The sequence below is a fragment of the Rahnella sp. CJA17(1/100) genome (genome assembly GCF_963881615.1).
In the GTDB taxonomy this organism is placed as follows: domain Bacteria; phylum Pseudomonadota; class Gammaproteobacteria; order Enterobacterales; family Enterobacteriaceae; genus Rahnella; species Rahnella aceris.
This window is the reverse complement of record NZ_CAWOJA010000006.1, coordinates 1-25,252: the sequence shown is the minus strand read 5'-3', so window position 1 is coordinate 25,252 and position 25,252 is coordinate 1. Positions and strand designations below refer to the sequence as shown.

Sequence of the window (25,252 nt, the reverse complement as noted above, 5' to 3'; positions counted from 1 at the left end):
GATGAGTGAACAATCCCAGGCGCCGGTACTGGAAATCGACAATCTGCAACTGGTCTTTCCGGTTTACGGCGGAGAAGTGAAAGCGCTGAATCAGGTGTCGCTTTCAGTGAACGCTGGCGAAATCGTCGGCGTGGTCGGCGAATCCGGCTCAGGCAAATCGGTCACGGCGATGATGGCGATGCGCCTGCTGCCACCTGACGGTTTTACCGTGACCGGCGGTGCGTTACGCATGCTCGGCACCGACGTGATTCACGCCAGTGAGGAGCAGATGCGCACATTGCGCGGCGCGCGCGTGGCGATGATTTTCCAGGAGCCGATGAACGCCCTGAATCCGACGCGTAAAATTGGCCGTCAGATGTGCGAAGTCATTTGTCTGCACCAAAAACTCAGCAAGGCGCAGGCGTGGCAAAAAGCCATCGGCCTGCTGCAGGACATGCAGATTGCCGATGCGGAGCAGGTGATGTCACGTTATCCGTTCGAACTCTCCGGCGGTATGCGTCAGCGTGTACTGATCGCCATGGCATTTTCCTGCGAGCCGGAGCTGATTATCGCCGATGAACCGACCACGGCGCTGGATGTTACGGTGCAGCGTCAGGTTTTGCGTTTGCTCCAGCGCAAAGCCCGTGCCAGCGGAACCGCCGTGTTATTTATCACTCACGATATGGCGGTGGTGTCCCAGCTTTGCGACCGGGTTTATGTGATGTATGCCGGACATGTGATTGAAAGCGGCAACACGGCGGATGTAATTGAATCGCCATCGCATCCCTATTCCATCGGATTATTACAGGCGGCACCGGAAAACGGCGAGCCGCGCAGTTTGCTGAAAGCCATTCCCGGCACGGTACCGAATCTGGCCAAACTGCCGCAGGGCTGTGCGTTTCGTGGCCGCTGCAATCATGCCGATGACCGCTGCATTGCGACACCGGCGCTGGCCTCGTTGCCGCATTTTCCGCAGCAATCTGTTGCCTGCTGGCATCCGCAGCGTCATGCCGGCGACATCCACATTCAACGCATTGAGGAGCATTCCTGATGATGGCTGAAGCATTGGTCGAGTTGCAGGATGTGCGCGTGCGGTTCCCGGCCAGTTATAACTGGCGCGGTAAACCCACCAGTTATGTGCACGCGCTGAACGGGCTGGATCTCAATATTATCCGCGGCGAAACGTTAGGCATTGTCGGTGAATCCGGTTGCGGGAAAAGCACGCTGGCGCAGTTGCTGATGGGGCTGCAAAAGCCGAGCAGCGGCGAAGTGCATCGCGCACGCCATGACAATTCCTGGTTCGGCTCCGGTATGCAAATGGTGTTTCAGGACCCGCAATCGTCGCTGGATCCGCGTCTGCCGGTCTGGCGGATCATCACCGAACCGGTGTTCGTGCAAAAACACAACAGCAGCCGCGAGCGTCGTGAACTGGCTGCGACGCTGGCAGAGCAGGTGGGGATCCGCAGGGAATACCTCGACCGTCTGCCGCATGAGTTTTCCGGCGGTCAGCGTCAGCGTATTTCTATCGCCCGTGCGCTGTCTTCAGAGCCAGACATCATCGTGCTGGATGAGCCGACCTCGGCGCTGGATATTTCAGTGCAGGCGCAAATCCTTAATTTGCTGGTGGAACTGCAACGACAGCGCAACCTGACTTATGTGCTGATTTCTCACAATGTGTCGGTTGTTCGCCACATGAGTGACCGCGTGGCGGTGATGTATCTCGGGCAAATTGTCGAGCTGGGCACTGCGGAAAAAGTATTGTCCGAACCGCAACATCCTTACACCCGTCTGCTACTGGATTCGGTTCCGCGTGCCGGTCGTCAGCTTGATGAAGGGATAGTCGATAAGAAAGGTGAATTACCCAGCAACCGTAACCTGCCGATGGGATGTTACTTCCGCGAACGTTGTCCGCTGGCCGGGGATGGTTGTCAGATGCCGCAGGATCTTGTGCATGGGGTGGGCGGCGTGGTGGCGAGGTGTCATCGGGTTATGCCGGAGCGGGTGTAGTTTTTAGCTCCTCCCCCTGCGAAGGGAAGGAAGCACGCCAGTTAAATCTGACCAGAGTTTGGTTTTAGCTCCTCCCCCTGCGAAGGGAAGGAAGCACGCCGGTTAAATCTGACCAGAGTTTGGTTTTAGCTCCTCCCCCTGCGAAGGGGGAGGCGGGGAGGGGGTATTAATGGCGAAACGATTGTTGAAGTATCCGCCGGGTAAAAACGTGCCAAAGCAAACTTCAACGCTATGATTTCTCTGTAATACCCCACCCCAACCCTCCCCTTCGCAGGGGAGGGAGTTGACCGGTTTTCTCCTCCGGTCAGGTGAGAAAGGGACAACTTATTTTCGTAAAAGATCCACTGTTTTCCCCCAGTCAAACGGCTCCAGATCCGTATATCTGATCCCCTTCGCGGCCAGCGCATCCACCAGCCCCTGCTGGGCAAGTACGGTTCCCCGGCTCAGGTTGGGCGCGACGCCGACGTCTTCCAGTGTTTTCACCACTTCACGCATTTCCTCGGCGCGGCGCTTGCCGTGTTCAGCGATGCGGCTGATAAGATAATGCGGAAACGGTCCGTCCCAGCCGAGTGACGGAAAGCTGGCGTGCAACGAGGCCAGCACTTCTTTCTCGACGCCGTATTGCCGCGCAGCACTCAGGCATTCGGCAGTCAGCGCTTCCAGGCCTTTGATCATCACACTGCGGCACATCTTGATCGCCGAGGCCTCGCCGACGCTGGTGCTGTGAACTTTGCTGTTAAATCCGTTTTCATTCAGCCATTCGCTGATGGCGTAAACATGCGTGCCTCCCAGCAACAGCGGCGTTTTCAGGCGGGCAGGCGGGTAAGGCGCCATCACCGCGACGTCGATATAACGGCCACCCGCCTGCTCAATCAGCGCCATCGCTTCGCGTTTGGTGTGCGGCGAAACTGAATTCAGATCGAGAAAGAACTGACCGGGTGCGAGATGCCGGGCGAAGGCACCGGCCACATTCAACGCTTCGGCGGCGGTCACAGCGGAGAAAATGATCTGACTGCCTTTCACGGCGTCTTCCAGTGACGGCGCAAAATGCACTCCGGCGTCACGGGCGCGCTGCCTGATAACCGCTGAATCTGTCAGCTTATCAAACGCCACGATATCCGGTGCCGGATTTTGCTTTTTCAGATCCGTTGCCAGAATGGTGCCCACTTCGCCGAGGCCGATGAGGGTAATGCGGGTGACGTTATTCATGATGAGATCCCTGTTGATCGTCCTGATGACCGTCCCAGACGCTGGCGGGGATGGCGACACGGCCTTCAAAAATCAGCCTTGCGGTACGTAACAGGGCACAGCCAGCCAGCCGTTCTGCCCCTGTTTTTGTCGGACCGAGTTGTAATTCCACGCTGAATTCCCCGGCCGGATGTTCCACGCTGATTAACGGCGTGTTGCCCGTTGGCGTATGTGCCAGCCCTTCGGTAATGGCACCCGGTATCAGACAAGCGCTGGCGACGCTGACCGCGCCGAGTACGCCAATCGAGGCGTGGCAGCGATGCGGAATAAACGTCCGGCTGGAGATGGCACCACCGTTTCGCGGTTCGGCAATCAATGTCATTTTTGGCACGGTGCGCTGCGTGACATCGCCGAGTTTCATTTTCGGGCCCGCCTGTAAGCGGATGGATTCGAGGCGTTTTTTCAGCTCCGTGTCTGCATCCAGCTGTTCACGGCTTTCATAACCACTGCGCCCGAAATCGGCGGCGCGCAGCAGAATAACGGGCATGCCATTGTCGATGCAGGTGACGTCGATACCGTCAAACGTGTCACGGGCGTTACCGGTTGGCAGCAACGCGCCGCAACTGGAACCGGCGATATCGGCGAATTCCACGCTGATTTTGGCCGCAGTGCCGGGTACGCCGTCAATGCGCAACTCACCCTGATAGCACACCTGACCCTCTTTTACCGGCACATGCGCGGTCGCAATCTGGCCGGTGTTTTCCATGAAGATCCGCACCGGGGTAATCCCTTCAACCGCGCTCAGCAGTTGCCTTTCAATGGCGAACGGGCCAACGGCAGCCAGGATATTGCCGCAGTTTTGTCCGTAATCCACCACGGCTTTATCGACATTAACCTGCGCAAAAAGATAATCGACGTCGGCGTCAGGGCGTGCCGAAGGGCGGATAATCGCCACTTTGCTGGTCAGCGGATCGGCGCCGCCAAGGCCATCAATCTGGCGCGGATCGGGGGAACCCATCACCGCCAGCAGCACATTGTCGCGTAAGGCCTGCTCGTGCGGTAAATCGTCCGCCAGAAAAAATGCGCCTTTTGACGTCCCGCCGCGCATCAGCAGGCAGGGGATTCGGGTCTGCGGCATATCGGCTCCTCAGCGCCTTGCGGCATTTTCCAGTTCTTCCAGCGAATCGAAATACTTCAGGCCTTTTTCTGCCAGACGCGGGCGCATATTGTAGATATCCAATCCGAGTTCACCGTCAGCCATTCTTGCGCGTTTACTTTCTTCCAGCGCTTCCCGCTCACGGCTGGCCTGCGCCACTTGCGCGACCTCTTCGCGGCGAACGACCACCACGCCGTCATCATCGGCCACAATGGCATCGCCCGGATTCACTAACTGTCCGGCGCAGACAACCGGCACGTTCACGGAGCCGAGCGTTTCTTTGATCGTACCCTGCGCGTGAACGGCCCGTGACCAGACGCGGAAACCCATATCGCGCAGCGTTTTGGTATCACGCACGCCGAGATCGGCAACCAGCCCGACCACACCGCGCGCTTTCAGCGACGTTGCCAGCAAATCGCCGAAGAAGCCGTCAGAACATGGCGAGGTTGGCGCAACCACCAGAATATCGCCCGGCTGACATTGTTCGACGGCGACGTGGAACATCCAGTTATCGCCCGGTGCGGTGAGCACGGTGACGGCGCTGCCGGAAATCGCACAATCCTGCTGTATCGGACGGATGCCCGCATCCAGCAAGCCTTTGCGACCCTGCGCTTCATGTACCGTCGCCACGCCAAAAGCCGCCAGTGCCGACACATCTGCTTTATTTGCCCGTGGAATATGGCGAACCACGACGCCTTTTTTGCCGACCAGACTCATGCTAAATCCTCTGTCACTCGCGGGAAGAGGCTCTGATAGCCTTCGCCGTAAACGATGTTTTTGGCGCTGGTGATCCCGACGTTACGTTTGGCCTGCACGCCGCGCTGTTGGGCGACGCGGGTATAGTATTCCCACAGATGTTCCTGACCGGCCATGCATTGAATGGCCTGATATTTCTTGTCCCAGACATCAGTGATATCGAGCAGAACATCGGGTTTCCAGTCGCACTGTTCCGGCTGATGTGGTTCAAAACAGTAAACCGGCGGTGCACCGACAATGGTTTCGCCCGGCTTATAGCCTTCTGCCTGCGCGATAATCCGTGCTTCCTGGGCCAGATGTGTCGCCATCGGGTGATCGTAGTTGTACGGGTCTTTCAGCGAATGGGTCAGCACAAAATGCGGCTGTACGCGGCGGTAAACATCGGCCAGACGGAACAACGATTCCTTGTCGGCGCGCAGCGGATAATCGCCCATATCGAAAAACTCGACACTGGCCCCGAGGATTTCGGCGGCGGCCATGGCTTCTTCGCGGCGTGATGCTTTCACGACTTCTTCGGTCATATTGCCTTTGCGCCACAGTTTGGCAGACTCACCGCGTTCACCAAACGACAGGCAAACGATGTGCACGGCGTAACCGGCCTGAGTATGTCTGGCGATGGCACCGCCCGCACGCCAGACGAAATCGGCAGAGTGGGCACTGACGACTAATGCACTTTTAGTGTTCTCTTTTTTTGGCTGAGTCATGGAGATGTCCTTGGTTTTTGTTCTCAAAAAGTCTGAGTTCCATGCTGTCAGTCTGAGTCTGCGACGGGTAATTCATTTGATTGCAGGGGGTATGCGTTTTATTTATATTGCAGGGAAAGGTCACGCAAAAAAAGCTGAAAGGAGAAGGGGATGGCAGAGTCTGAGATGCTGAGTAACCTGATGCAAATCAGAGCATTTTGTCAGGTGGTCGACCAGGGAAGTGTATCCCGCGCGGCTGATGAACTGTACCGCACACAATCTGCGGTAACACGGGCGATACGGGATCTGGAACAGTCCCTCGACGTTCCGTTGTTTGAACGTCATGCCAACGGCATGCTACTGACGGATTTCGGTAAATGCGTGCTGCCGCGTGCGCGACGGGCGATTGCCGAATTGCGGCAGATCCCCTCGCAGCTGGCGAAATTACAGGGCAAAAGCGGGCAAAGGCGCGGGGATACCGAACCGCTGTATCTGTTTAACGTCCGGCGTCTGCAAATTTTTATCTCTCTGTGTAAAACCCGGCATATGCAGACGGTCGCCACGCTGCTCGGCCTCAGCCAGCCCGCGGTCAGTGCTGCGCTGAAAGTACTGGAAAACGGTGCCGGTGTTGCGCTGCTGGAACGCACACCGCACGGCATGATGCCTTCACTTGCGGGGCAGGATATCGTGCCGAACCTGCGTCGTGCGCTTAATGAATTGCGTCATATTCCTGCCGACATTGCCGCCCGTCGCGGTGTGCTGGAAGGCACTGTGCAGGTTGGCGCTTTGCCACTCGGGCGCACGCGCTTACTGCCGCAGGCGATTATCGGCCTGACGCAGCGCTACAGCGGCGTGAAAGTGGTGACCAACGAAAGTGCCTTCAGCGCACTGGCGTCCGAGCTGCGGTCCGGGGAAGTGGACTTTATTTTTGGCGCGCTGAGATCCCGTGATTATGCGGCTGATATGGCAACAGAAACATTGTTTACCGAAAGCATGGTGATTCTGGCGAGAAAAGGACATCCGTTGCTGGCAGAAAATGTCACGCAGGAAACTCTGCGCGAGGCGCGCTGGGTGTTGCCGCGTGCTGAAACCCCGGCAAGACACCTGCTGGATAACAGTTTTGCCGCTATGGGGATGCCGCCGCCGGATCCGGTGGTGGAAAGCGGTGATCTGGGGATTGTGCGAGGGCTGCTGCTCGGTTCCGACATGCTGGCAGCCGTGTCAGCGCGCCAGCTTGAGCATGAGCTTGAATCCGGCGAACTGGCCAAACTGCCGCTGGATCTGGCCGATACGCACCGCGCCATTGGCCTGACCTTCCGCGCCGGAAGTCTGCTTTCACCTGCCGCAGAGGCGCTGGTGATGGAGATCAGAAAAGTGTGTGGCAACCCCATTTTCATATGAGAATTTTGATTACGGGTAATTATCGTGTGTGAAATATGAACGATGTTGTTATGTGCTTTGGTTTTGGGGTAATTATTATCCTTAATACAAACAGGATGAATTCCGGTTCGTTGTATAAACAAAATACCTGTGTCAGATCGCCCTCGTTTTACAGGCCCTGTCAGTATTGGGAATTCTCTAATTTTTAAGACAAGGTTACGTTTGTGTCTGTTTTGTACATGAATGGCCTGTCATTTTAAGGTAAGATGGCCGCCCTTGTGAAGGGAATGCCTGTTTTTTGATAAACCTTGTATAAATATGTGTTGAGAAATAAAGGTTGAATATTGCTCTCGCGGTTTGAGGGCTGTGAAGAGACTGGACTATGATAACTAAAGAAAAAGAAGTTATTAATAAAAAGAAAATAGTGCTTGTGACAGATTTACTTATCGGGCGTGGCGGCATGGAAAACGTGACCAGCCAGGTAATATCAGCACTCAAAAAGAGTGAAGAGTTTGAGGCGGGTTTTTTCGTCATCAATAGTGGTGAAAAGACGTACTCAAAATCCTGGCTCGATAATGCCGTGCTATTTGAAAGTGTCTGCACACTACGAAATAAAAAAGTAAAAAACTTCATACATACTCTGCGGCTTCTCTTATTTATCAGAAAATATAAACCAGAACATGTCATTACACTTAATACAATACCCAGCTTAATGGCACGTCGTGCAATTACCTTTTCTGCGCATAAGACTGTTTTATCGACATGGATGCATCTTCCACCCCGGGAGCGGTATCGCCCGCATTATCTGTTATCAGCAGATCATCATTTTGCGATCAGCGATGAAATAAAAAATCAACTGACAGAGTTGGGTGTCGGCGAAAATAATGTCGATGTGGTTTTTAACCCCGTGAAAAAAACGGATACGGTTATTTTAAGACCTGAGTCGCTCAGAATCCTCTACATCGGCAGAATACATTTTGAAAGACAAAAGCAGTTAAAAGATCTCTTTGATGCGCTTGCCCGGGTCAGTGTCCGCTGGTCATTAGATATCGTGGGAGATGGTGAAGATTTGGCCATATGTCAATCTTATACGCAACAGTCGGGGATTTCTGATCAGATTACCTGGCATGGATGGCAAAGTGAACCCTGGGAATATGTCGAAAATAATATCAAAGAAGTCACTTGCCTGGTCATGACGTCTAATTTCGAAGGCTTCCCGCTTGTGCTGCTGGAAGCGATATCCCGGGGAATATATTGCGTCTCCTCTGATTGTATCAGCGGTCCGTCAGAAATAATTGAAAACAATATTAATGGGCAACTTTATCCGCAAAATGACATTATTACGCTTTCTCAAATCATTAATAAAATAGGCCGTGATCGGGTATTGCCAGAGCAGGCCGTGATAAAGGAAAGTATCGGAAAGTTTTACGAAGATGCGTATATGAATAATTTTAAGAATATTCTTAATAAGATTGCTGAGGGAAAAGATGAATAGCAAATCTGCTACAGCTCCTTTGAAAATAATTGTTAATGCATCAGTTATTGCTCTTTGCATTTCACTTTCATTGAGCATGTTTATTACCGGATGGCCACAAAAAATATTTTATGTTGTTTCTTACGTCAGTTTTTTTACCACTTTATATGCTATTTACAAAAAGGATATCTCATTTAAGAATGAACATTTTTATCTGGTGATGTTCTTTTCATTGTTTTTTTTAGCCGCAGTCCGTTTTGTCTGGGCAATGATGCTAAAGCATAATGGCATAGATCCCTCGCCGACGAGCGCAGGCATCATTAACAATTATTTAGTAGGGAGCAAAAGGATCCTGCTGGGTGCTTTTGTCATCTTATGCCTTTCTGTGTATGGTTCGCTGACAACTCAAAAAACTATATTCTTAAGTAAAGTAATAATCGTGGTGGGGTTGATTGTTACGCTGGGCTTCGGGTTACATGAACATTTTTATACCGTGAATGACCGGATAAAACTGACGACTGATGCATCGTCAATGTCCTCTTATATGATTATTTTCATATACGCGGCTTATCTGGGGTTAAGCCGGTTAGAAAATCATCGTTATTCAAAATGTCTGGATTTAGGGGCTTTTATACTGACCTTTATCCTTCTGTATTTATGTGGGACAAGAATTACCATTCTCGCTCTCATATTCCTTAAGCTTACCTTTATATTTTTAGAGTATAAAATAGACTTAAGAAAAAATTGGCAGATGGCGGGGTTGGTCGTGCTCGCTATTGTGACGATTATCGGCATCACCGGGCATCGCTGGGCCCAGGGTATTAATGATATCCAGAAATATGATGTACAAAGTTCAACATCACTGGGGGCCAGGGTGGCGATCTGGCAAAGTGGTATATACCTGTTACATCACCATATTGGTTTTACTACGCCTGATGAGAGAACCACGTTGGCCAGAGCGTTTATCAAAACGCATCATCCGGAAAACACGGAAGGCTATACCAATGTTCAATATAATATGCACAACGAATTTCTTGAGGTCACTACACTTCAGGGATTATTAGGAACGTTTTCCTTATTGCTGCCTTATCTGGTTTTAATCTATGGGTGGGTGAGGAAAGTTAATATTAAAGGCATGGTGCTTACATTTATTGCTTTATTCGTTACCGGACTGACGGATTCAGTGATTCTTTATGATCAGACAGCAACATTGTTTGTCATATCGCTGGCGGTCTGCTGTATTGGCACGCGAAAATCTGCTGAATAACATGCCTGAAATATAAGGATTCACACTCTGAATCCTTATATTATTTAAGTTTTACTTTCCAAAAATCTGCTTTATTTATTCAGATTCACCACAGCCTGTCTGATCGCATATCCATAGCCCTGAATGCCAAAACCGCAGATTACGCCGACGGCGACGTCGGAAAGGAATGAATGGTGGCGGAAGGCGTCGCGTTTATGCACGTTGGTGATATGCACTTCGTACAGCGGCAGGCTGACGGCGGTCACGGCGTCGCGGATGGCGACGGACGTGTGCGTCCACGCAGCGGCGTTGAGCACAATCGCGTCCACTTTGCCACGGCAGGCCTGAATGCGGTCAATCAGATCTCCTTCGTGATTGGTCTGGAAGAATTCGATGGTTGCGCCGCAGCTTTCGCCGGTCTGATGACATAACTTTTCGATGGTCGCCAGCGTGTCGTGACCGTAGGTTTCCGGTTCACGGGTGCCCAGTAAATTGAGATTCGGGCCGTTGAATACGGCAATGTTGTAGTTCATCAGTGTCTGCCTTTTTTCAGTAATCCGTAAATCCAAACAAATCTTTCGGGGTCTGCCACAAAATTTGCTGGCGGATCTTTTCATCAGGAAATAATTGTCCGACCAGCATCAGTAACGTACCGAGATCCATCCGGTGCTCCGCCCGCAGAAACGGCCAGTCGGAACCCCACATGCAATGTTCTGCGCCGAACGCATTGAGCAGCGCATGCTGATAAGCGTGCCCGTCCTGATAAGGGAAGGGCTGGTGGCTGAATTTCGCCAGACCCGACAGTTTTACCCAGGTTCTTTGCTGGTCAGCGAGACTGAGCAGAGCCTGAAACGCCGGTTGTTGCAGCCCCTGCGTGACGTCAGGGCGTCCGGAGTGATCAATCAGCAGCCGTGCGCGGGTACGGCTAATCAGCGACAATAACGCCAGAAGCTGATCGTTTTGCACCTGAATGGCGGCGAACATATCCAGTTCGGCAAGACGCCCCATCAGGCCATCGAGATGCAAAAAAGTTTCCGTGCCGAGCATCGCAACATTCATCGCAATGCCGACCACACCGGCATTTTTCAGCTTTGCAAGCCGCTCAATGCCGATGTCAAACGGCACCACGGCAATGCCTTTGAAGCGCCCGTTGCCTTTTGCCAGCGCATCGAGCAGACACGCACTGTCGGTGTTATATCCCGAGGTCGGGCCGACAATCAGTGAGTGGCGGATGTTGTACGCCTGCATCACGGCACGGTAATACTCGGTGGTGCCAATCTCGTGACCTTCCGGACGATACGGCGTGTCCGGAAGGTACGGAAAGCGCGCCGGATCAAACACGTGGTGATGGGTGTCGATCTTGGGTTGCTCAAAAATTGTCATGCTTTCGCTTTACCTGCTACTGAATAGAGAACTTGCTGATTGCGGGTTTTCTGGAATTCTTCCAGCGTTTCGCCCCGCATCGCGGAATAAATATGTAAGTTGGACACACCGACTACCGCGCCGAGTTTTTCCAGCAGAAAGAAACTGACGCCGTAATGGATCATGCCGCGCCAGTCGAGTTCGCGCAGCAGTTGCTGTTCCTCGTCCGTCAGCTTGTTTTCGGCAAACAGCGCATGTTGATCGGTAAGAAAGCGTTCACGCCATGCGGGCTGGATCAGACGGTGCAGGAAACGGTTGATGCGCAACGCTTTCAGACTGCGTGCCTGGGTGAACGGATAGGTGCCCGGCAGCTTTTCAACGCCCGCCATTTGTTGCGCGATTTTGTCACGCTGGCGCTGTTGCACATCATACGGCGCTTCACGCGACTGATTTTCGAGGATCAGCGTGGCGATACCGGTCATCGACGGCAGGTAATAAGCCTGATGCAGTTTCTTCACATTGGCTGACAGCGCACCGCGCATCACCAGCCACATGATCACTTCCGCACCTTCCATGCCGCCCAGCGTGGCGAATTCGGCCAGCGTCATTTCGGTCAGACGTTCCGGGTCGTTGACGATCATATTGACAAACTGCTCATCCCAGTCCGGGTTGTTAAACCCGCAGCGTTCGCCGTGAACCTGATGCGACACGCCGCCGGTGGCGACAATCGCCACGTTTAAATCTTCCGGGAAACTTTCAATCGCACGGCGCAGCGCCTGACCGAGTTTGTAGCAGCGGCGGGCGGTGGGAATAGGGAACTGTAGTACGCCGATTTGCAGCGGAACGATTTGTGTCGGCCAGCCGCCTTCATGCGGGAGAAGGGCAGAAAGCGGCGAGAACAAACCGTGATCTAAAGGCTTATCCTGAAAGAAAGACATATCGAATTCATCCGCCATCAGGCTGGCACCGATATGCTGCGACAGCGCCGCATGGCCTTTGACCGCAGGCAGATCACGCGGGCCGCCGCCTTCATCGGCCACTTCATATTGCTCGTCGATACCTAACGTAAAGGCGGAATAGTGATCGAAGAAGAACGAGGTCACGTGGTCGTTGAAAATGTAGACCAGCACGTCCGGTTTTTTCTCATCCAGCCATTTTTGCATTGGCGCAAAGCTTTCGAAAATCGGCGCCCAGGCGCTTTCTTCCTGCTTGTTATGGTCAACCGCAAAACCGATGGTCGGGGTATGTGAAACTGCTAAACCGCCTATGATTTTCGCCATCTTAAATCCTCAATACTTTTTGTAGGGTAACTGCGACACGCACGTCGCGCCGCATTATTTATGGTGATGAATATGTTTCTAATTATCAGGTGGCTAATCCGGAGACTAGCGGATATTCATGGTGCGCGACAACTCCGGGATGTCAGTAATATCAACACCTTTGATCATCTCGGCCGGGTGCGCCGCGCGGTGTAAAAGAATGCTCAGCCCTGCCAGCAACGCAGGCAGCGCCAGAATAATAAAGATCATGTTTTGGCCGGAGAAAACACCCAGCAGAACGCCGCCCATCGATGAGCTGATAATCGCGCCGCTGCGGCCAATACCGTGCATCCAGCAGACGCCGGTGGCACGCATTTCGGTCGGATAGAAGGCCGGAGAAAATGCCTGCAAACCGGTCTGTGCGCCGTTAATACACACACCGCTGATGAACACCAGCAGGGCGAGAATATCCGGGCCAAAGTTGCCAATACCTTGCGACAGCAGGCTGACCACGCCCATCATGTAGAAACCCGCAATCACCCGTTTGGCGGTGAATCTGTCCATCAGCCCGCCGACCATCAGGCCACCGAAGGTTCCGCCTAACTGGAACAAACCGGCGACGATAGCCGCGCGTTCCAGCGAGAAACCGCCGTTACGCATAATGGTTGGCAACCAGCCGTTGAGCAGATAAATCACGAACAGGCCCATGAAGTAAGTGACCCACAACACCATCGTGCCTTTGGCGTAGCCGTTGGTGAAAAGCTGGAATACTTTGGCTTTTTTCTGAATAACCGGCGCCTTGAGCACAAATTTGGTTCCTTCGCTGAAAACACCCCCGGCGCGGGTCAGCACTTTGGCAATTTTTTCTTTCGCTACGTTACGCACCACCATGTACATGGCGGATTCCGGCAGGATCCACAGCAGTAACGGCAGCATCAGCAGCGGCAAAATCCCACCGGCAAAAATCACCGCTTTCCAGCCAAAGTGCGGCAACAGACCGGCCGCGACAAACCCTCCCGCGCCGGAACCGACATTAAAGCCGCTGTACATCACGGTGATCATCAGGCTGCGGCGGCGTTCGGGCATGTATTCCGACACCAGCGTCACGGTATTAGGCATGACCGCGCCTAAGCCGAGACCGGTGAGAAAACGCAGGATTGCCATTTCCATCGGCGTGCGGGCAAAGGTACTCAGCAGACTGAACAGGGCAAAACACAGAATCGACCACATCAGCACCCGCTTGCGGCCAAAGCGATCCGCGTTCGGTCCGGCAATCAGCGCGCCGATCGCCACGCCAAACATGGCGGCACCCAGGATCGGCCCCATTTCCGCGCGGCTGATGCCCCAGTCTTCGATCAGCGCCGGGGCGATAAAGCCCATTACCGCGGCGTCATAACCGTCGAACATGATGATGATGAAACACAGGGATAAAACCACCCATTGATATTTCGATATCGGGCGTTCATCTATCCACGTTTTCACATCCACGATGGTGTTGTTGCTCATAGGGTACGCTCTCTGTTTTTTTTATTAATATGTGATCGGATTAAAACTTTGAACAAAATTTCACTGACCGGTTAAGCACGGAAAACGGCCGTGAGAGGTTTTTATAAGTATTATTTTATTTATTAAACAGTAAGTTGGTTATTCATTGTTGTGCTTCCTGCTAACCAACTTAGGGGCTGCAAAGCATGCTGTCTGCCATAAAATCATTATGCAGGTATGAGTTTTGTTTATAGGGGGCGTGCGGAAAGAGCGGCAGACAGGCTGCCGTCAGGAGAGTTTCATGCAAGGGAGGTGAGCCGGGAACGTTCAGCAGGCCAGAATGCTATGCTGGCATATCCCGGAAGCAGTCGTTATCAAGGGTAATTATGGCAATTTTCTGCACCGGGCCACGCATGTTGACCTGAAAGTCGCCGCTGAAACTGATGGCGAGTTTTCCGCCCGGCATATGTACCGTGACATGGTCATCCACCAGCCCGAGTTTGCGCATCGCGCTGGCTGCCGCGCAACTGCTGCTGCCGGAAGCCAGCGTATAACCCGCGCCGCGCTCCCAGATGCCGATGCTGATATTTTTGCGATCAAGGACTTGCGCGAACTGCACGTTGGTACGTTTCGGGAAAATCGCCAGCGTTTCAATCTCTGAGCCGAGTTGCTTTACTAAATCCAGATCCAGTTTGTCCACCCGGATTACGCAGTGCGGATTGCCCATGGATACCAGCGTCGCACTGAGATTATGCCCGCCCGCGACGATGGGTAGCGCGAGAGCTTCATCGCCTTCTACACTGGCGGGTAACGCGGCTGGCGAGAATTTTGCCTGCCCCATATCCACAATCACCTGATGGGCGCCGTCGGTGACTTCGCAACGTACTTGCCCGCCCGGTGTATTCACCAGAAACGGCTCATGCGCGACGCGGCCAATATCAAACAGATAACGGGCATAAATACGCAGACCGTTGCCGCTTTTCTCAGCTTCTGAACCGTCGGGATTGATAATACGCAGGGAGGGGATATCCGCATCGTCATTGTCGATCAGCAAACCGTCGGAACCGATGCCGTAATGACGATCGCAGATGCGCCGGATTTGCTGGTTACTGAGCAGGGCGGCGACGCGGTGATGGCAGACCAGATAATCGTTACCCAGTCCGTGATAGCGGTGAAAAATCATAATGGCAGCTCCGGAATTATTTATTATTGTTATAAATATCATTAACAGGAAATACCAGAATTTACTTTTAACCCATGTCTGCCATAAAAAAGGAGTTGTTTATGCAGTCTTTTACCGTCCCCGTTGCATCGCCGCCGCTGGCTATCACCACATCGCGACTGATTTTGCGCCAGTGGCAGGATAAAGATTTTGAACCTTTTGCCGCCATGAACGCTGATCCGCAGGTGATGGAATTTTTCCCGTCAGTGCTGGCCCGTGAAAAAAGTGATGAAATGGCGATCCGCTGTCGGGATTTGATCACTGAACGTGGGTGGGGGATCTGGGTGGTTGAGTTACGTGAAACCGGCGAGTTTATGGGCTTCGTCGGGTTGCATACACCGGGATATAACCTGCCGTTCAACCCGTGCGTTGAAGTCGGCTGGCGTTTACGGGCGGATGCGTGGGGACAGGGTTTTTGCACCGAAGCTTCCCGCGCTGCGCTGGATGCCGGGTTTATTCAGCTAGGGCTCAACGAAATTGTGGCATTTACAGCGCTGCCGAATGTCCGCTCACAGGCAGTGATGAAAAAGCTGGGAATGGTGTGCGATCCCGAAGAGAACTTCATGCATCCGGTGATTGAGGAAGGGCACTGGTTGCGGGAACATTGTTTGTATCGGCTAAAACGGGTCTGACTCCCTCCCCTGCGAAGGGGAGGGTTGGGGGGGTATTAAAGATAAATCAGTGGGATACGTGACCACGCAGGCCTTTGTTTCAATACTTAAAACCCCCTCCCTGCCTCCCCCTTCGCAGGGGGAGGAGTTGAAACCAAAACTGTACGGCCATTGCAGGGAAAGGATCAAACAACTAACTCTGCATTCTCCCCAGTACCGATGCCCCCACTAATCCGCCGTCGGTCAAAAATTTCCCCGGTATCAGCAACGGTTCTGCATAAGTGTGCAGCACACCGCCGCGTACTTTCACATCCAGCGCCGCGATAAGCTCTTTTGCCGAGGCCAGCCCGCCGCCCGCGACTATACGTGAAGGGCCGAGGATGTTGACCAGCAGCGCCAGCGGTTCGGCGACCAGTTCCAGCCAGGCATTCACGGTCAGCGAACAGTCGGGATGCCCGTTCAGCCAGCCGGTGACAATCTCCAGACTGGTATTTTGCTGGCTGTGAAAATGCTGATGCAAACGTTCCATGCCACGCGCACCGCCGAGCATATCGAGGCAGCCAGTCTGGCCGCAGCCACATTTCAGGCGCGGAACGGCGTATTTTTTGTTGTCAATCGTCAGTTCCGTGCGGGTAATCGCACCGTGTCCCCATTCGCCGGTGACGCCGCCGTGACCGCGGACGAGCTGGCTGTTGATCACCAGTCCTCCGCCGACGCCGGTACCTAAAATAATCGCCGCCACGACGGACTGATGTTGTGCGTTACCGGCATGGGCTTCAGCGAGGGCAAAACAATCTGCATCGTTGGCGGCGGTGACCGGACGGTCCAGCGCAGCACTGAGATCTTGCGCCAGAGAATGTCCGGTGAACGCGGGAATGTTGGTGGCCAGCATTTCGCCGGTTTGGGGGGAGACCAGCCCGGCGGTGGAAATCGCCAGTGGTGTGCCAGCCGGTAAATCAGCACCATACGTGTTGATCAGATTTTGCATGGCGTTAACGAAATCATTCCATGAGGCAACGGGTGTCGGCACTTTGCCGCATTCTTCCACTTCGCCGGAATAACGTGAAACACCAAATTTAATAAATGAACCGCCGATATCGGCGCAAAAAACTGCAGAATTCATGAGCGTGTGTCCAGTAAATCTCGCAGTCCGTCGCCCAGTACGTTAAAACCAAGCACGGTCAGCATAATGGCCAGACCGGGGAACAGCGAAAGGTAAATATTAATGCCGAGGAAGTTCCGGCCATCGCTCATCATGGTACCCCATTCCGGCATCGGCGGCTGCACGCCAAGCCCCAGAAATGACAGGCTGGCGGCGGCGAGAATCACTGTGCCGGCAGTCAGCGTCGATTGCACGATAATCGGCCCGATGGCATTGCGCAAAATGTAATGCACGATAATACGGTAATTTGATAAACCCAGCGCCTGCGCGGCTTCCACGTATTCCATCTGCTTTAAACCGAGCGTCAGGTTACGGCTGAGGCGTGCATATACCGGAATGGCAAACAATGAAATCGCGATCAGCAAGTTCACCAGCCCGCCGCCGAGAATACTGACCACCAGAATGGCCAGCACGATGCCCGGAAAAGCAAACAGCATGTCCATAAACCACATGATGATCATGTCGGTATAACGGCCCGCCATGCCGGCGATAATCCCCAGCGGAATGCCGATAATCATCGCCAGTCCGACGCTCAGTACCACTTCGATAATCGAAATCCGCGCACCATAAATCACTCTGGCGAAGATATCGCGGCCATAATCATCCGTACCGAACCAGTGACTTGCATTCGGAGAAAGCAGGGTATCAATCAGGTCTTGTGCGTAAGGATCGTGACGGGTGATCAATGGCGCGAACAAGCCCATCAGCACGATCAGGCTGACAATAAATCCCCCGAGGGTCACGGCCGGATGACGCCATAACCAGCGGAACAACCGCAACGTGCGCGGTTTGCGACGGGGTAATTGCGTGATAATGGCAGACATTAATCGAACCTTATTTTTGGATTCAGGAAAGCAATCAGTAATTCACCGAGCAGGTTCATTACCACCACGCCGCAGACGGCGACCAGCGCCACGCCCTGAATGACCGGATAATCGCGATAACGCACGGAATCCACCAGCAGGCGACCAATGCCCGGCCAGTTAAACACGGATTCGGTGACGACTGCGCCGCCAATCAGGCTGCCGAAATTGAGCGCCACAATAGTGACAATCGGGATCAGCGCATTGCGAAACGCATGGCTGCAATACACGGTAGTGGCGGACAAACCTTTGGCGCGCGCGGTGCGGATATAATCTTCCGACAAGACATCCAGCATGCTGGAACGCGTCATGCGCGCCATCACTGCCATGGGTAAAACCGCCAGCGTCACGGAAGGCAGAATGTAGCTTTTCCATGATGTCGCGCCGAGCAGCGGCAGCCAGCCGAGATTGACCGAAAAAGTATTCATTGCCATCAGCCCCAGCCAGAAGTTGGCGATGGACGCGCCGGCAATCGCCAGCAACATCACGCCAAAATCCGGCCAGCGGTTGCGGTAAACCGCGCCTATCATGCCCGCCGGAACGCCAACCGCCACCGCCAGAAAGTACGCCAGCACCGCCAGCATCAGGGTATACGGCATTCGTTCCCCGATTTCCTGCGTGACCGGCTGCTGCGACTGTAGCGAGATGCCGAGATTGCCATGCAACACATCACCGGCAAAATGCAGATATTGCGTCACCAGCGGCTGATCCAGCCCGAGACGAACGCGCATAGCATCGACCGCTTCCTGTGTCGCTTCAGGCCCGGCCATCAGACGCGCCGGATCGCCCGGCAGCGCGCGGATGGACACAAAAATCAGCATCGACACCCCGATCAGGATGACCGGGAAGGCGATGAGCTTTTTGGCAAGATAGGCTTTCATGGCTATTTTCCACTGTAGATACTGCGGTTATTTTTTCTGTGCATCTTTCACCACAATTTGTCCACCCGGGATCATCGTGACGCCTGAAATATTCGTGCCGGTAGCGTACAAATCATTCTGGTAATACAACAGCACCTGCGGTGCCTGCTGGTTAATTTCTTTCTGGGCGTCAACGTAAATCGCGTTGCGGGTGTTTTCATCCAGCGTTGAGGCGGCTTTGTCTAGCATGTCGTCCAGTTTCGGGTCACTGAAGAAGCCCAGATTCGCGCCGCCGGGTGCGAAGCTTTTGCTGTAGTACAGCGGACGGAGTTGCAGATCTGCGCCGTTGGCGCCGGAAGACCAGGAAGCCAGCACCGCACCGGTGTTATCGGCTTTTTTACCGGCCTGATCGGCAAACGCGGCTTTAGTCCACACGCCGCTTTCCATGATCCGCACGTCAAGTTTCACGCCGATTTTCGCCCACATGCTTTGCAGCACCTGACCGATGCGGGCATCCTGGCCCTGTACGGCAATCGACATCGTGAAACCGTCAGCCACACCGGCTTCTTTGAGCAGGGCTTTGGCTTTTGCCAGATCCAGCGGATACGGGTTCAGTGTTTTGTCATAACCGGCGGTCACCGGTGCCAGCGGGGAATTCGCCGGTTGTGCGAAACCGGACATGATGGCGCGCACCAGTCCGTCGCGGTCGGTGGCATAGTTCAGTGCCTGACGGACGCGGACGTCACTCAGGGGTTTAAGGTCGGTATTCAGCGCAACCCAGAACACGGCGGCACCCGGGCTTTCATGCAAACTGAATTTAGGATTATTTTTCAGTACGCGGGCAAATTGCGGCGGCACAGGGTTGATGACGTCGGTTTCACCCGCCTGCAACGCCATGTTCATGACCGAAGGCTCAGCGCTCCAGGTCCATTTAATGTCGTCCGGCCCGGCGGCTTTATCACCCCAGTAGCCCGGATATTTTTCTTCCAGCACGAATTCGCCGGTTTTGTACTGCACCATTTTGTACGGGCCGGTGCCGACCGCTTTGCTGTCCAGCGTACCGGTTTTATCCGCTGCAGGGCTGACCATCAGACAGGCGCCGGTAGTCAGTAAATTCAGGAAGGCCGGATAGGGTTTTTTCAGTTTGAAGACAACGGTGGAATCGTCGGTTTTGGTGACGCTGTCAAGGAAAGTACGCAGACGTCCGCTGGCGGCCAGCCCGCGTTTGGTATCGAGATGGCGGGCAAAGTTGGCGACAACAGCGTCAGCGTTAAACGGTGTACCGTCGTGGAAAGTGACGCCGCTGCGCAGTTTGAAGGTCCACACCAGCCCGCTTTCATCGCTGCTCCACGAGGTTGCCAGCGCCGCTTCCGGTTTGAGTTGCGGCGACATGCGCAGCAGACCTTCATACATTGGATCCAGTACCGTGCCGGTAAAGGTCGCGGTCTGGTTGCCCGGATCCATACTGCGCGGCGCTTCGTTTTGCATCACGTTCAGCGTGGCGGCAAACACCGGCAGCGAAAACGCGGCGAGAAGGGCGCTGCTCAGCAGCGTTAACGGTAAGGGACGCCGGATATAACGGGTAATCTTCATGTTCTGCCCTCTGCGTGAAAAATCGGATTAAGTGGCTCTGGCTCAGTCTGCCGGTTGAGTAAAACGCCGGTTTTAATGACAGTTTGTTTTAACAAAGAGATTTAACAAATAGTTCATATGAAATACTTATATCGGAACATTTAGTTTAATTTGTGAACTAATTGGCATTGATATATCCATTTCTACCGTTTAATGTCAATGCAGATGAGCGAAAACTGAGAGCGCCAAAACGAATATGCTAACAACTTTGCAACGTCAGATTTTGGGCGCAGTGAATGCCGCAGGCGGTTTAAGCCGTACCGAACTGGCGCAGTCCTCAGGAATGAGTAAAGCGGCTATCGGCGGCGTGGTACGCGAGATGATCGAGGCCGGTTTTCTGCATGAGGCGGAAACGGTGCCGGGCAGCGGACAGGGGAGACCGTCGGTACGTCTGGTCGTGCATCCCGACGGCGCGTGGTTTGCCGGTGTTTCTTTGCTGCAAAATCCGGCGCAAATGGCCCTGATCAATCTGCATGGCGAAATACTTTCGCGGGTGTCTTTTGCTGCTGATGCGGATCAGCAACAACTGGCAGCCAATATCGCCAGCGCCTTACCGGCGTTGCTCGAGCCTCATCCCGAGGCGGCAAAAAAGCTGGTCGGGCTGGGCGTGACGCTATCGGGTCTTATCGATGAACATCAGTCGACCTGCGTGCAGTCGGCGTTGCTGGGCTGGCGGGATGTGCCGCTGGCCAGGCTGATTTCGCAGGCGACAGGCATGGACGTGGCTATTGAAAATGACGCCAAAGCGCTGGCGGTGAGCGAGAAAAGTTTTGGTCAGGCGCGTGATCTGAGCAGCTTTACGCTGGTCAGCCACGGGGCGGGGATTGGCAGCGCGCATTTCATCGCCGGGCAATTGCATCGTGGTTTACACGGCGGTGCAGGGGAGATCGCGCACTGCACGCTGGAGTTGAACGGTTCCCCATGCCGCTGCGGCAAGCGCGGTTGTCTCGACACGCTGGCCTCCCTCAATGCTATTGCGGAAATGGCCAAAGCTGAAGGGCTGGATGCTTCCACGATCGGCGGGCTGGAACAACTGGCGATGCAGGGCCAGACGGCGGCAATCCGTATTTTGCACCGTGCCGGTTCTGCGCTGGGCCTGGCGATATCGCATCTGATTCAAATCAATGACCCGGACCTGATCCTGATTGCCCATCAGGATGCCGATTTTTCCGGGCTGTTCGGCACGGTTGTACATCAGTCTGTTGAAGCCAATGTGTTGCCGGGCAACGCCGGTAAAACACCGGTTCGTACTTTTACCCTAAACGACGACACCTGGGCGCGCGCGGCGGCGAGTATAGCCGCACATCGCTTTCTGGTCGGTCTGAAGCCTGTCTGAGGAATGAGCAACATGCGTATAGCGGTCAGCGGTATCCATATTGAATGCAGCACTTACAATCCGGTGCTTAACGAGGAAAAGGATTTCACCGTCGTGCGTGATGCGCAGTTACTGGCATCACCGCGCTTTCGTTTTTTGCAGGACTATCCTGCGACGTTTTTACCGACAATTCACGCCCGTGCTATTGCCGGTGGTCCGGTAGCGCGTGCGACGTACGATAAATTCAAAGCGGAAATGCTGGCGGGTCTGGAGGCGCGAAAACCGTTCGACGGTTTGTATCTGGCGATGCACGGCGCGATGTATGTTGAAGGGCTGGAGGATGCCGAAGGTGACTGGATTGCCGCGGCGCGTAAAGCCGTCGGGCCGGATTGCCCGATCAGCGTCAGTTATGATCTGCACGGCAACGTGTCACAACGCATTATTGACGCCATTGATATGTTTTCGACCTACCGCACTGCGCCGCATATTGATGTGGAAGAAACCATGCGCCGTTCTGTCGCCATGCTGGTAAAGCATCTGCAAACCGGCGTAAAACCGACGCTGCTGTGGGTGCCGGTGCCGGTGGTGTTACCCGGCGAGCGCACCAGTACGGAAGATGAACCGGCGAAAAGTTTGTACGCCCGTTTGCCGGAAATGGATGAAGTTGACGGCGTATGGGACAGCTCACTGATGGTGGGTTATGTGTGGGCGGATGAGCCGCGTGCGACGGCGGCGGTGATCATGACCGGCACCGACCGTACTGTGCTGGAGCAGCAGGCCACTCAACTGGCACAGGCTTACTGGGACGCACGGGAAGATTTTGTGTTTGGCTGCGAAACCGACACCGTTGAGGCCTGTGTGAAAAAAGCGATTGCCAGTGAAACGCGGCCGGTGGTGCTGGCGGATTCTGGCGATAATCCGACAGGTGGCGGTGTCGGTGACCGCGCGGATGTGTTGCAGGAACTGATCAAACAGTATGCGCAAAATACCATTGTGGCCGGGATTGCCGATGCGCCGGCAACCGATGCCGCATTCAATGCCGGTGTCGGGTCAATACTGACGCTGACACTTGGCGCGTCGCTCGATCATTCCAGCCCGCAGGTGAAAGGTGAATTTGAAGTCGTCTTCCTGCTTGACGCACTGACACCGGCTGACCGTCAGGCCGTGCTGCGCATTGGCGGGATTGATGTGGTGGTGTCGGCGCGCCGCCGCCCGTATCACAACATCAGCGACTTTACCGTGCTGGAACTGGATCCGCATACCGCAGACATTGTTGTTGTGAAATCCGGCTATCTGTCACCGGAACTGGCACCGATTGCCAGCCCGAACCTGATGGCGCTGTCGAATGGCGTGGTCGATCAGTTTGTCGAACGCCTGCCACGCCATCGCAAACCGCGTAAAACGTTCCCGTTTGACCGTGACTTCAGCTACGTGCCGCAGGTGCAGCTTTCCTCCAGGAGCAAATGAAATGACCCCGACCACCGGACAACCGGAAAACCGTCAGCCCGTGCTGAGCGTGAAACATCTCACTACCTCGTTTCGCGGCGAAGACGACTGGCTGCCGGTGGTACGCGATTTGTCGTTTGATGTCTATCCCGGCGAAACGCTGGCGATCGTCGGCGAATCCGGTTCGGGAAAAAGCGTGACGTCGTTGTCGGTGATGCGCTTGCTGAAAGCACAAAGCAGCCGGATTGAGGGTGAAGTCTGGCTGAATCAGCGCAGTTTGCTGGCGCTTTCGGATAAGCAGATGCGTGATATTCGCGGCAACGACATGGCGATGATTTTCCAGGAGCCAATGACGTCGCTCAATCCTACATTCAGTATCGGCAGGCAAATCGCCGAAAGTCTCAAACGGCACCGGGGCATGTCATCTTCCGAAGCGCGGGCAGAAACTCTGCGGTTGCTGGAAAAAGTCCGTATTCCCAATGCAACCAAAAGGTTTGATGAATATCCCCATCAGTTTTCCGGCGGCATGCGCCAGCGCGTGATGATCGCCATGGCGCTGGCGCTGAAACCGAAATTACTGATTGCCGACGAACCCACGACCGCGCTGGATGTGACCATTCAGGGACAGATTCTGGATTTGATCAAGACGTTGCAGGAAGAAGAAGGGATGGCGGTGTTGTTTATCACGCACGATATGGGCGTGGTGGCGGAAATCGCTGACCGCACGCTGGTGATGTATCGTGGTGAAGCGGTGGAAAGCGGGGCGACGGAGGATATTTTCCATCGCCCGCAACATCCTTATACCCGTGCTTTGCTGGCCGCCGTGCCGAAACTCGGGTCGATGCAGGGGCGTGACTGGCCGTTACGTTTTCCGCAAATCAATCTGCAAACCGGTGAGGCAAGCGTGCCGGGGGAAGTGGCAGGAACGGTCGCTTCGGGGCTGACGCCATTGCTCTCGGTGAAAAATCTCAGCGCACGTTTCCCGGTGTATGGCGGCATATTCAGCCGTCAGGTTGGAGCGGTACATGCGGTAGAAAACATCAGCTTTGATTTATTCCAGGGTGAAACGCTGTCGCTGGTGGGGGAATCCGGTTGCGGAAAATCCACTACCGGCCGCGCGGTAACGCGGCTGCTGAAACCACACAGCGGCGCGATTGATTTCGACGGTTTTGATGTGATGAATCTGGGCAAGCGCGATATTTTACAGATGCGGCAGCGGATTCAGATGATATTCCAGGATCCGTTTGCCAGCCTGAATCCGCGTATGCGTATTGGTGACGCGCTGATTGAACCGATGCTGCAACATAAACTGCATAACCGCAGCGATGCAAAAGAGAAAGCCGCGTCGTTACTGCAAAAGGTCGGATTGTCGCCGGACATGCTGCGCCGCTTTCCGCACGAGTTTTCCGGTGGTCAGCGCCAGCGGATTTGTATTGCACGCGCGCTGACGCTCGATCCGAAAGTGATTGTCGCAGATGAATCGGTATCCGCGCTGGATGTGTCGGTGAAAGCGCAGGTGGTGAATTTGCTGCTCGACTTGCAGGAAAGCATGAATCTGTCGTACCTGTTTATTTCGCATGATATGGCGGTGGTCGAGCGGGTGAGTCATCGCGTGGCTGTGATGTATCTCGGGGAGATTGTGGAGATTGGCCCGCGTGCGGCGATATTCGATAATCCTCAGCATGCCTATACGCGAAAACTGATGGCGTCAGTGCCGGTGCCGGATCCGTCGCGCAGAATGCTTAAGCGGCAAATGCAGGTCGATGAGCTGAAAAGCCCGGTGCGCGATAACGGCTATATTCCGCCGCAAAGGCAATATCAGGAAGTCTCAGCAGGGCATTTTGTTCAGGTTTGATAGTTAACGGCCCGAACCTTCGTGTCGAAGATTCTTCATCCTTCCCGCTCTGAGTTTTATTTAGTTTGGGATTTTTCGGAAGGTGCGATTGCACATAGAAGATGGTGGTGGGGGAAGGATTACTCGGCCACTGGCCTCGCCCTGCGGGTCGTTGCTGCGCAACGCTGTCTCGCTTCGCTCGGCTCGAACCTTCGTGTCGAAGATTCTTCATCCTTCCCGCTCTGAGTTTTATTTAGTTTGGGATTTTTCGGAAGGTGCGATTGCACATAGAAGATGGTGGTGGGGGAAGGATTACTCGGCCACTGGCCTCG

The 25,252-nt window shown here is 54.2% G+C and carries 22 protein-coding genes and 1 other RNA gene; 9 read left to right on the top strand and 14 right to left on the bottom strand.

Annotated features, from left to right (window positions below; translation table 11 throughout):
• Window position 1 precedes the first annotated feature (1 nt).
• Together AACU55_RS03955 and AACU55_RS03950 are read left to right on the top strand one after the other, a co-directional pair.
• Entirely contained in the window at window positions 2-1,030 is a 1,029-nt protein-coding gene (locus AACU55_RS03955) for an ABC transporter ATP-binding protein (protein ID WP_134706699.1), read from the top strand.
• On the top strand, window positions 1,030-1,986 hold the full coding sequence (locus tag AACU55_RS03950; RefSeq protein WP_037034525.1) for an oligopeptide/dipeptide ABC transporter ATP-binding protein: 957 nt from the start codon (window positions 1,030-1,032) through the stop codon (window positions 1,984-1,986). The genes AACU55_RS03955 and AACU55_RS03950 overlap by 1 nt, the downstream gene beginning before the upstream one ends.
• 324 nt (window positions 1,987-2,310) lie before the next feature.
• Here AACU55_RS03950 and AACU55_RS03945 read toward each other — a convergent pair whose 3' ends face one another.
• Genes AACU55_RS03945 through galB form a run of 4 tightly spaced genes read right to left on the bottom strand, consistent with a single transcriptional unit; the run spans window position 2,311 to window position 5,790 of the window.
• Window positions 2,311-3,195 (bottom strand): NAD(P)-dependent oxidoreductase, encoded by an 885-nt coding sequence (locus AACU55_RS03945; protein WP_134706698.1) that lies wholly within the window; start codon window positions 3,193-3,195, stop codon window positions 2,311-2,313.
• Window positions 3,188-4,312 (bottom strand): 4-oxalomesaconate tautomerase, encoded by a 1,125-nt coding sequence (locus AACU55_RS03940; RefSeq protein WP_134706697.1) that lies wholly within the window; start codon window positions 4,310-4,312, stop codon window positions 3,188-3,190. The genes AACU55_RS03945 and AACU55_RS03940 overlap by 8 nt, the downstream gene beginning before the upstream one ends.
• A gap of 9 nt (window positions 4,313-4,321) precedes the next feature.
• Window positions 4,322-5,047, bottom strand: coding sequence for a 4-carboxy-4-hydroxy-2-oxoadipate aldolase/oxaloacetate decarboxylase (locus tag AACU55_RS03935; RefSeq protein ID WP_134706696.1), 726 nt, complete (start codon window positions 5,045-5,047; stop codon window positions 4,322-4,324).
• Window positions 5,044-5,790 (bottom strand): 4-oxalmesaconate hydratase, encoded by a 747-nt coding sequence (galB, locus tag AACU55_RS03930; RefSeq protein WP_134706695.1) that lies wholly within the window; start codon window positions 5,788-5,790, stop codon window positions 5,044-5,046. The genes AACU55_RS03935 and galB overlap by 4 nt, the downstream gene beginning before the upstream one ends.
• Window positions 5,791-5,940: 150 nt before the next feature.
• Here galB and AACU55_RS03925 point away from each other — a divergent pair, with 150 nt between their 5' ends.
• From AACU55_RS03925 to AACU55_RS03915, 3 genes are all read left to right on the top strand, one after another.
• A complete protein-coding gene (locus tag AACU55_RS03925; protein ID WP_037034517.1) occupies window positions 5,941-7,170 on the top strand; it encodes a LysR family transcriptional regulator in 1,230 nt (409 codons plus the stop codon).
• 361 nt (window positions 7,171-7,531) lie between these two features.
• A complete protein-coding gene (locus tag AACU55_RS03920; RefSeq protein WP_134706694.1) occupies window positions 7,532-8,644 on the top strand; it encodes a glycosyltransferase in 1,113 nt (370 codons plus the stop codon).
• Window positions 8,637-9,890 (top strand): O-antigen ligase family protein, encoded by a 1,254-nt coding sequence (locus AACU55_RS03915; protein ID WP_134706693.1) that lies wholly within the window; start codon window positions 8,637-8,639, stop codon window positions 9,888-9,890. Before AACU55_RS03920 ends, AACU55_RS03915 begins: the two co-directional genes overlap by 8 nt.
• A gap of 71 nt (window positions 9,891-9,961) precedes the next feature.
• Here the strand turns inward: AACU55_RS03915 and aroQ are convergent, their stop codons facing one another.
• The 5 genes from aroQ to dapF all read right to left on the bottom strand — a co-directional run bounded on the left by aroQ (window position 9,962) and on the right by dapF (window position 15,158).
• A complete protein-coding gene (aroQ, locus tag AACU55_RS03910; protein ID WP_134706692.1) occupies window positions 9,962-10,402 on the bottom strand; it encodes a type II 3-dehydroquinate dehydratase in 441 nt (146 codons plus the stop codon).
• Window positions 10,403-10,418: 16 nt separating this feature from the next.
• Window positions 10,419-11,252: an amidohydrolase family protein gene (locus AACU55_RS03905; protein WP_134706691.1), complete on the bottom strand. Its 834-nt coding sequence runs from the start codon at window positions 11,250-11,252 to the stop codon at window positions 10,419-10,421.
• Window positions 11,249-12,511, bottom strand: coding sequence for a gallate dioxygenase (locus AACU55_RS03900; protein ID WP_134706690.1), 1,263 nt, complete (start codon window positions 12,509-12,511; stop codon window positions 11,249-11,251). The genes AACU55_RS03905 and AACU55_RS03900 overlap by 4 nt, the downstream gene beginning before the upstream one ends.
• Before the next feature lie 105 nt (window positions 12,512-12,616).
• Window positions 12,617-13,996: an MFS transporter gene (locus AACU55_RS03895; protein ID WP_013575966.1), complete on the bottom strand. Its 1,380-nt coding sequence runs from the start codon at window positions 13,994-13,996 to the stop codon at window positions 12,617-12,619.
• Window positions 13,997-14,318: 322 nt separating this feature from the next.
• Window positions 14,319-15,158, bottom strand: coding sequence for a diaminopimelate epimerase (dapF, locus tag AACU55_RS03890; protein ID WP_037034505.1), 840 nt, complete (start codon window positions 15,156-15,158; stop codon window positions 14,319-14,321).
• A 101-nt stretch (window positions 15,159-15,259) separates the two neighbouring features.
• Between dapF and AACU55_RS03885 the strand changes: the two genes are divergently transcribed.
• Entirely contained in the window at window positions 15,260-15,829 is a 570-nt protein-coding gene (locus AACU55_RS03885; RefSeq protein ID WP_112152533.1) for a GNAT family N-acetyltransferase, read from the top strand.
• 172 nt (window positions 15,830-16,001) lie between these two features.
• Here the strand turns inward: AACU55_RS03885 and AACU55_RS03880 are convergent, their stop codons facing one another.
• The 4 genes from AACU55_RS03880 to AACU55_RS03865 are packed head-to-tail and all read right to left on the bottom strand — an operon-like array spanning window position 16,002 to window position 20,286.
• Window positions 16,002-16,931, bottom strand: coding sequence for an ROK family protein (locus AACU55_RS03880; protein ID WP_134706689.1), 930 nt, complete (start codon window positions 16,929-16,931; stop codon window positions 16,002-16,004).
• Window positions 16,928-17,794 carry an ABC transporter permease gene (locus AACU55_RS03875; protein WP_013575962.1) on the bottom strand — a complete coding sequence of 289 codons (867 nt, stop codon included), beginning with the start codon at window positions 17,792-17,794 and terminating at the stop codon, window positions 16,928-16,930. Before AACU55_RS03875 ends, AACU55_RS03880 begins: the two co-directional genes overlap by 4 nt.
• A complete protein-coding gene (locus AACU55_RS03870; protein ID WP_013575961.1) occupies window positions 17,794-18,714 on the bottom strand; it encodes an ABC transporter permease in 921 nt (306 codons plus the stop codon). Before AACU55_RS03870 ends, AACU55_RS03875 begins: the two co-directional genes overlap by 1 nt.
• A gap of 27 nt (window positions 18,715-18,741) precedes the next feature.
• A complete protein-coding gene (locus AACU55_RS03865; protein ID WP_013575960.1) occupies window positions 18,742-20,286 on the bottom strand; it encodes an ABC transporter substrate-binding protein in 1,545 nt (514 codons plus the stop codon).
• Window positions 20,287-20,521: 235 nt separating this feature from the next.
• Here AACU55_RS03865 and AACU55_RS03860 point away from each other — a divergent pair, with 235 nt between their 5' ends.
• From AACU55_RS03860 to AACU55_RS03850, 3 genes are read left to right on the top strand one after another with little or no spacing between them, the layout of a single operon-like run.
• Window positions 20,522-21,661, top strand: coding sequence for an ROK family transcriptional regulator (locus AACU55_RS03860; protein WP_134706688.1), 1,140 nt, complete (start codon window positions 20,522-20,524; stop codon window positions 21,659-21,661).
• A 12-nt stretch (window positions 21,662-21,673) separates the two neighbouring features.
• Entirely contained in the window at window positions 21,674-23,107 is a 1,434-nt protein-coding gene (locus AACU55_RS03855; RefSeq protein WP_134706687.1) for a M81 family metallopeptidase, read from the top strand.
• Between the two features lies 1 nt (window position 23,108).
• Window positions 23,109-24,941 (top strand): ABC transporter ATP-binding protein, encoded by a 1,833-nt coding sequence (locus AACU55_RS03850; RefSeq protein WP_037034497.1) that lies wholly within the window; start codon window positions 23,109-23,111, stop codon window positions 24,939-24,941.
• 102 nt (window positions 24,942-25,043) lie between these two features.
• On the opposite strand, the gene AACU55_RS03845 is transcribed toward AACU55_RS03850, so the two are convergent.
• A non-coding RNA gene (locus AACU55_RS03845) (RtT sRNA) lies at window positions 25,044-25,173 on the bottom strand.
• Window positions 25,174-25,252 lie beyond the last annotated feature (79 nt).

Excerpts from the sequence above, each read along its gene's own strand:
- AACU55_RS03885 (WP_112152533.1), top strand. The coding sequence starts at position 15,260 with ATGCAGTCTTTTACCGTCCCCGTTGCATCGCCGCCGCTGGCTATCACC.
- AACU55_RS03880 (WP_134706689.1), bottom strand. The coding sequence starts at position 16,931 with ATGAATTCTGCAGTTTTTTGCGCCGATATCGGCGGTTCATTTATTAAA.
- AACU55_RS03940 (WP_134706697.1), bottom strand. The coding sequence starts at position 4,312 with ATGCCGCAGACCCGAATCCCCTGCCTGCTGATGCGCGGCGGGACGTCA.
- AACU55_RS03865 (WP_013575960.1), bottom strand. The coding sequence starts at position 20,286 with ATGAAGATTACCCGTTATATCCGGCGTCCCTTACCGTTAACGCTGCTG.
- AACU55_RS03870 (WP_013575961.1), bottom strand. The coding sequence starts at position 18,714 with ATGAAAGCCTATCTTGCCAAAAAGCTCATCGCCTTCCCGGTCATCCTG.
- AACU55_RS03875 (WP_013575962.1), bottom strand. The coding sequence starts at position 17,794 with ATGTCTGCCATTATCACGCAATTACCCCGTCGCAAACCGCGCACGTTG.
- AACU55_RS03950 (WP_037034525.1), top strand. The coding sequence starts at position 1,030 with ATGATGGCTGAAGCATTGGTCGAGTTGCAGGATGTGCGCGTGCGGTTC.
- AACU55_RS03920 (WP_134706694.1), top strand. The coding sequence starts at position 7,532 with ATGATAACTAAAGAAAAAGAAGTTATTAATAAAAAGAAAATAGTGCTT.
- AACU55_RS03905 (WP_134706691.1), bottom strand. The coding sequence starts at position 11,252 with ATGACAATTTTTGAGCAACCCAAGATCGACACCCATCACCACGTGTTT.
- AACU55_RS03935 (WP_134706696.1), bottom strand. The coding sequence starts at position 5,047 with ATGAGTCTGGTCGGCAAAAAAGGCGTCGTGGTTCGCCATATTCCACGG.
- AACU55_RS03900 (WP_134706690.1), bottom strand. The coding sequence starts at position 12,511 with ATGGCGAAAATCATAGGCGGTTTAGCAGTTTCACATACCCCGACCATC.
- AACU55_RS03895 (WP_013575966.1), bottom strand. The coding sequence starts at position 13,996 with ATGAGCAACAACACCATCGTGGATGTGAAAACGTGGATAGATGAACGC.
- aroQ (WP_134706692.1), bottom strand. The coding sequence starts at position 10,402 with ATGAACTACAACATTGCCGTATTCAACGGCCCGAATCTCAATTTACTG.
- dapF (WP_037034505.1), bottom strand. The coding sequence starts at position 15,158 with ATGATTTTTCACCGCTATCACGGACTGGGTAACGATTATCTGGTCTGC.
- AACU55_RS03945 (WP_134706698.1), bottom strand. The coding sequence starts at position 3,195 with ATGAATAACGTCACCCGCATTACCCTCATCGGCCTCGGCGAAGTGGGC.
- AACU55_RS03925 (WP_037034517.1), top strand. The coding sequence starts at position 5,941 with ATGGCAGAGTCTGAGATGCTGAGTAACCTGATGCAAATCAGAGCATTT.
- AACU55_RS03955 (WP_134706699.1), top strand. The coding sequence starts at position 2 with ATGAGTGAACAATCCCAGGCGCCGGTACTGGAAATCGACAATCTGCAA.
- galB (WP_134706695.1), bottom strand. The coding sequence starts at position 5,790 with ATGACTCAGCCAAAAAAAGAGAACACTAAAAGTGCATTAGTCGTCAGT.
- AACU55_RS03915 (WP_134706693.1), top strand. The coding sequence starts at position 8,637 with ATGAATAGCAAATCTGCTACAGCTCCTTTGAAAATAATTGTTAATGCA.
- AACU55_RS03855 (WP_134706687.1), top strand. The coding sequence starts at position 21,674 with ATGCGTATAGCGGTCAGCGGTATCCATATTGAATGCAGCACTTACAAT.
- AACU55_RS03860 (WP_134706688.1), top strand. The coding sequence starts at position 20,522 with ATGCTAACAACTTTGCAACGTCAGATTTTGGGCGCAGTGAATGCCGCA.
- AACU55_RS03850 (WP_037034497.1), top strand. The coding sequence starts at position 23,109 with ATGACCCCGACCACCGGACAACCGGAAAACCGTCAGCCCGTGCTGAGC.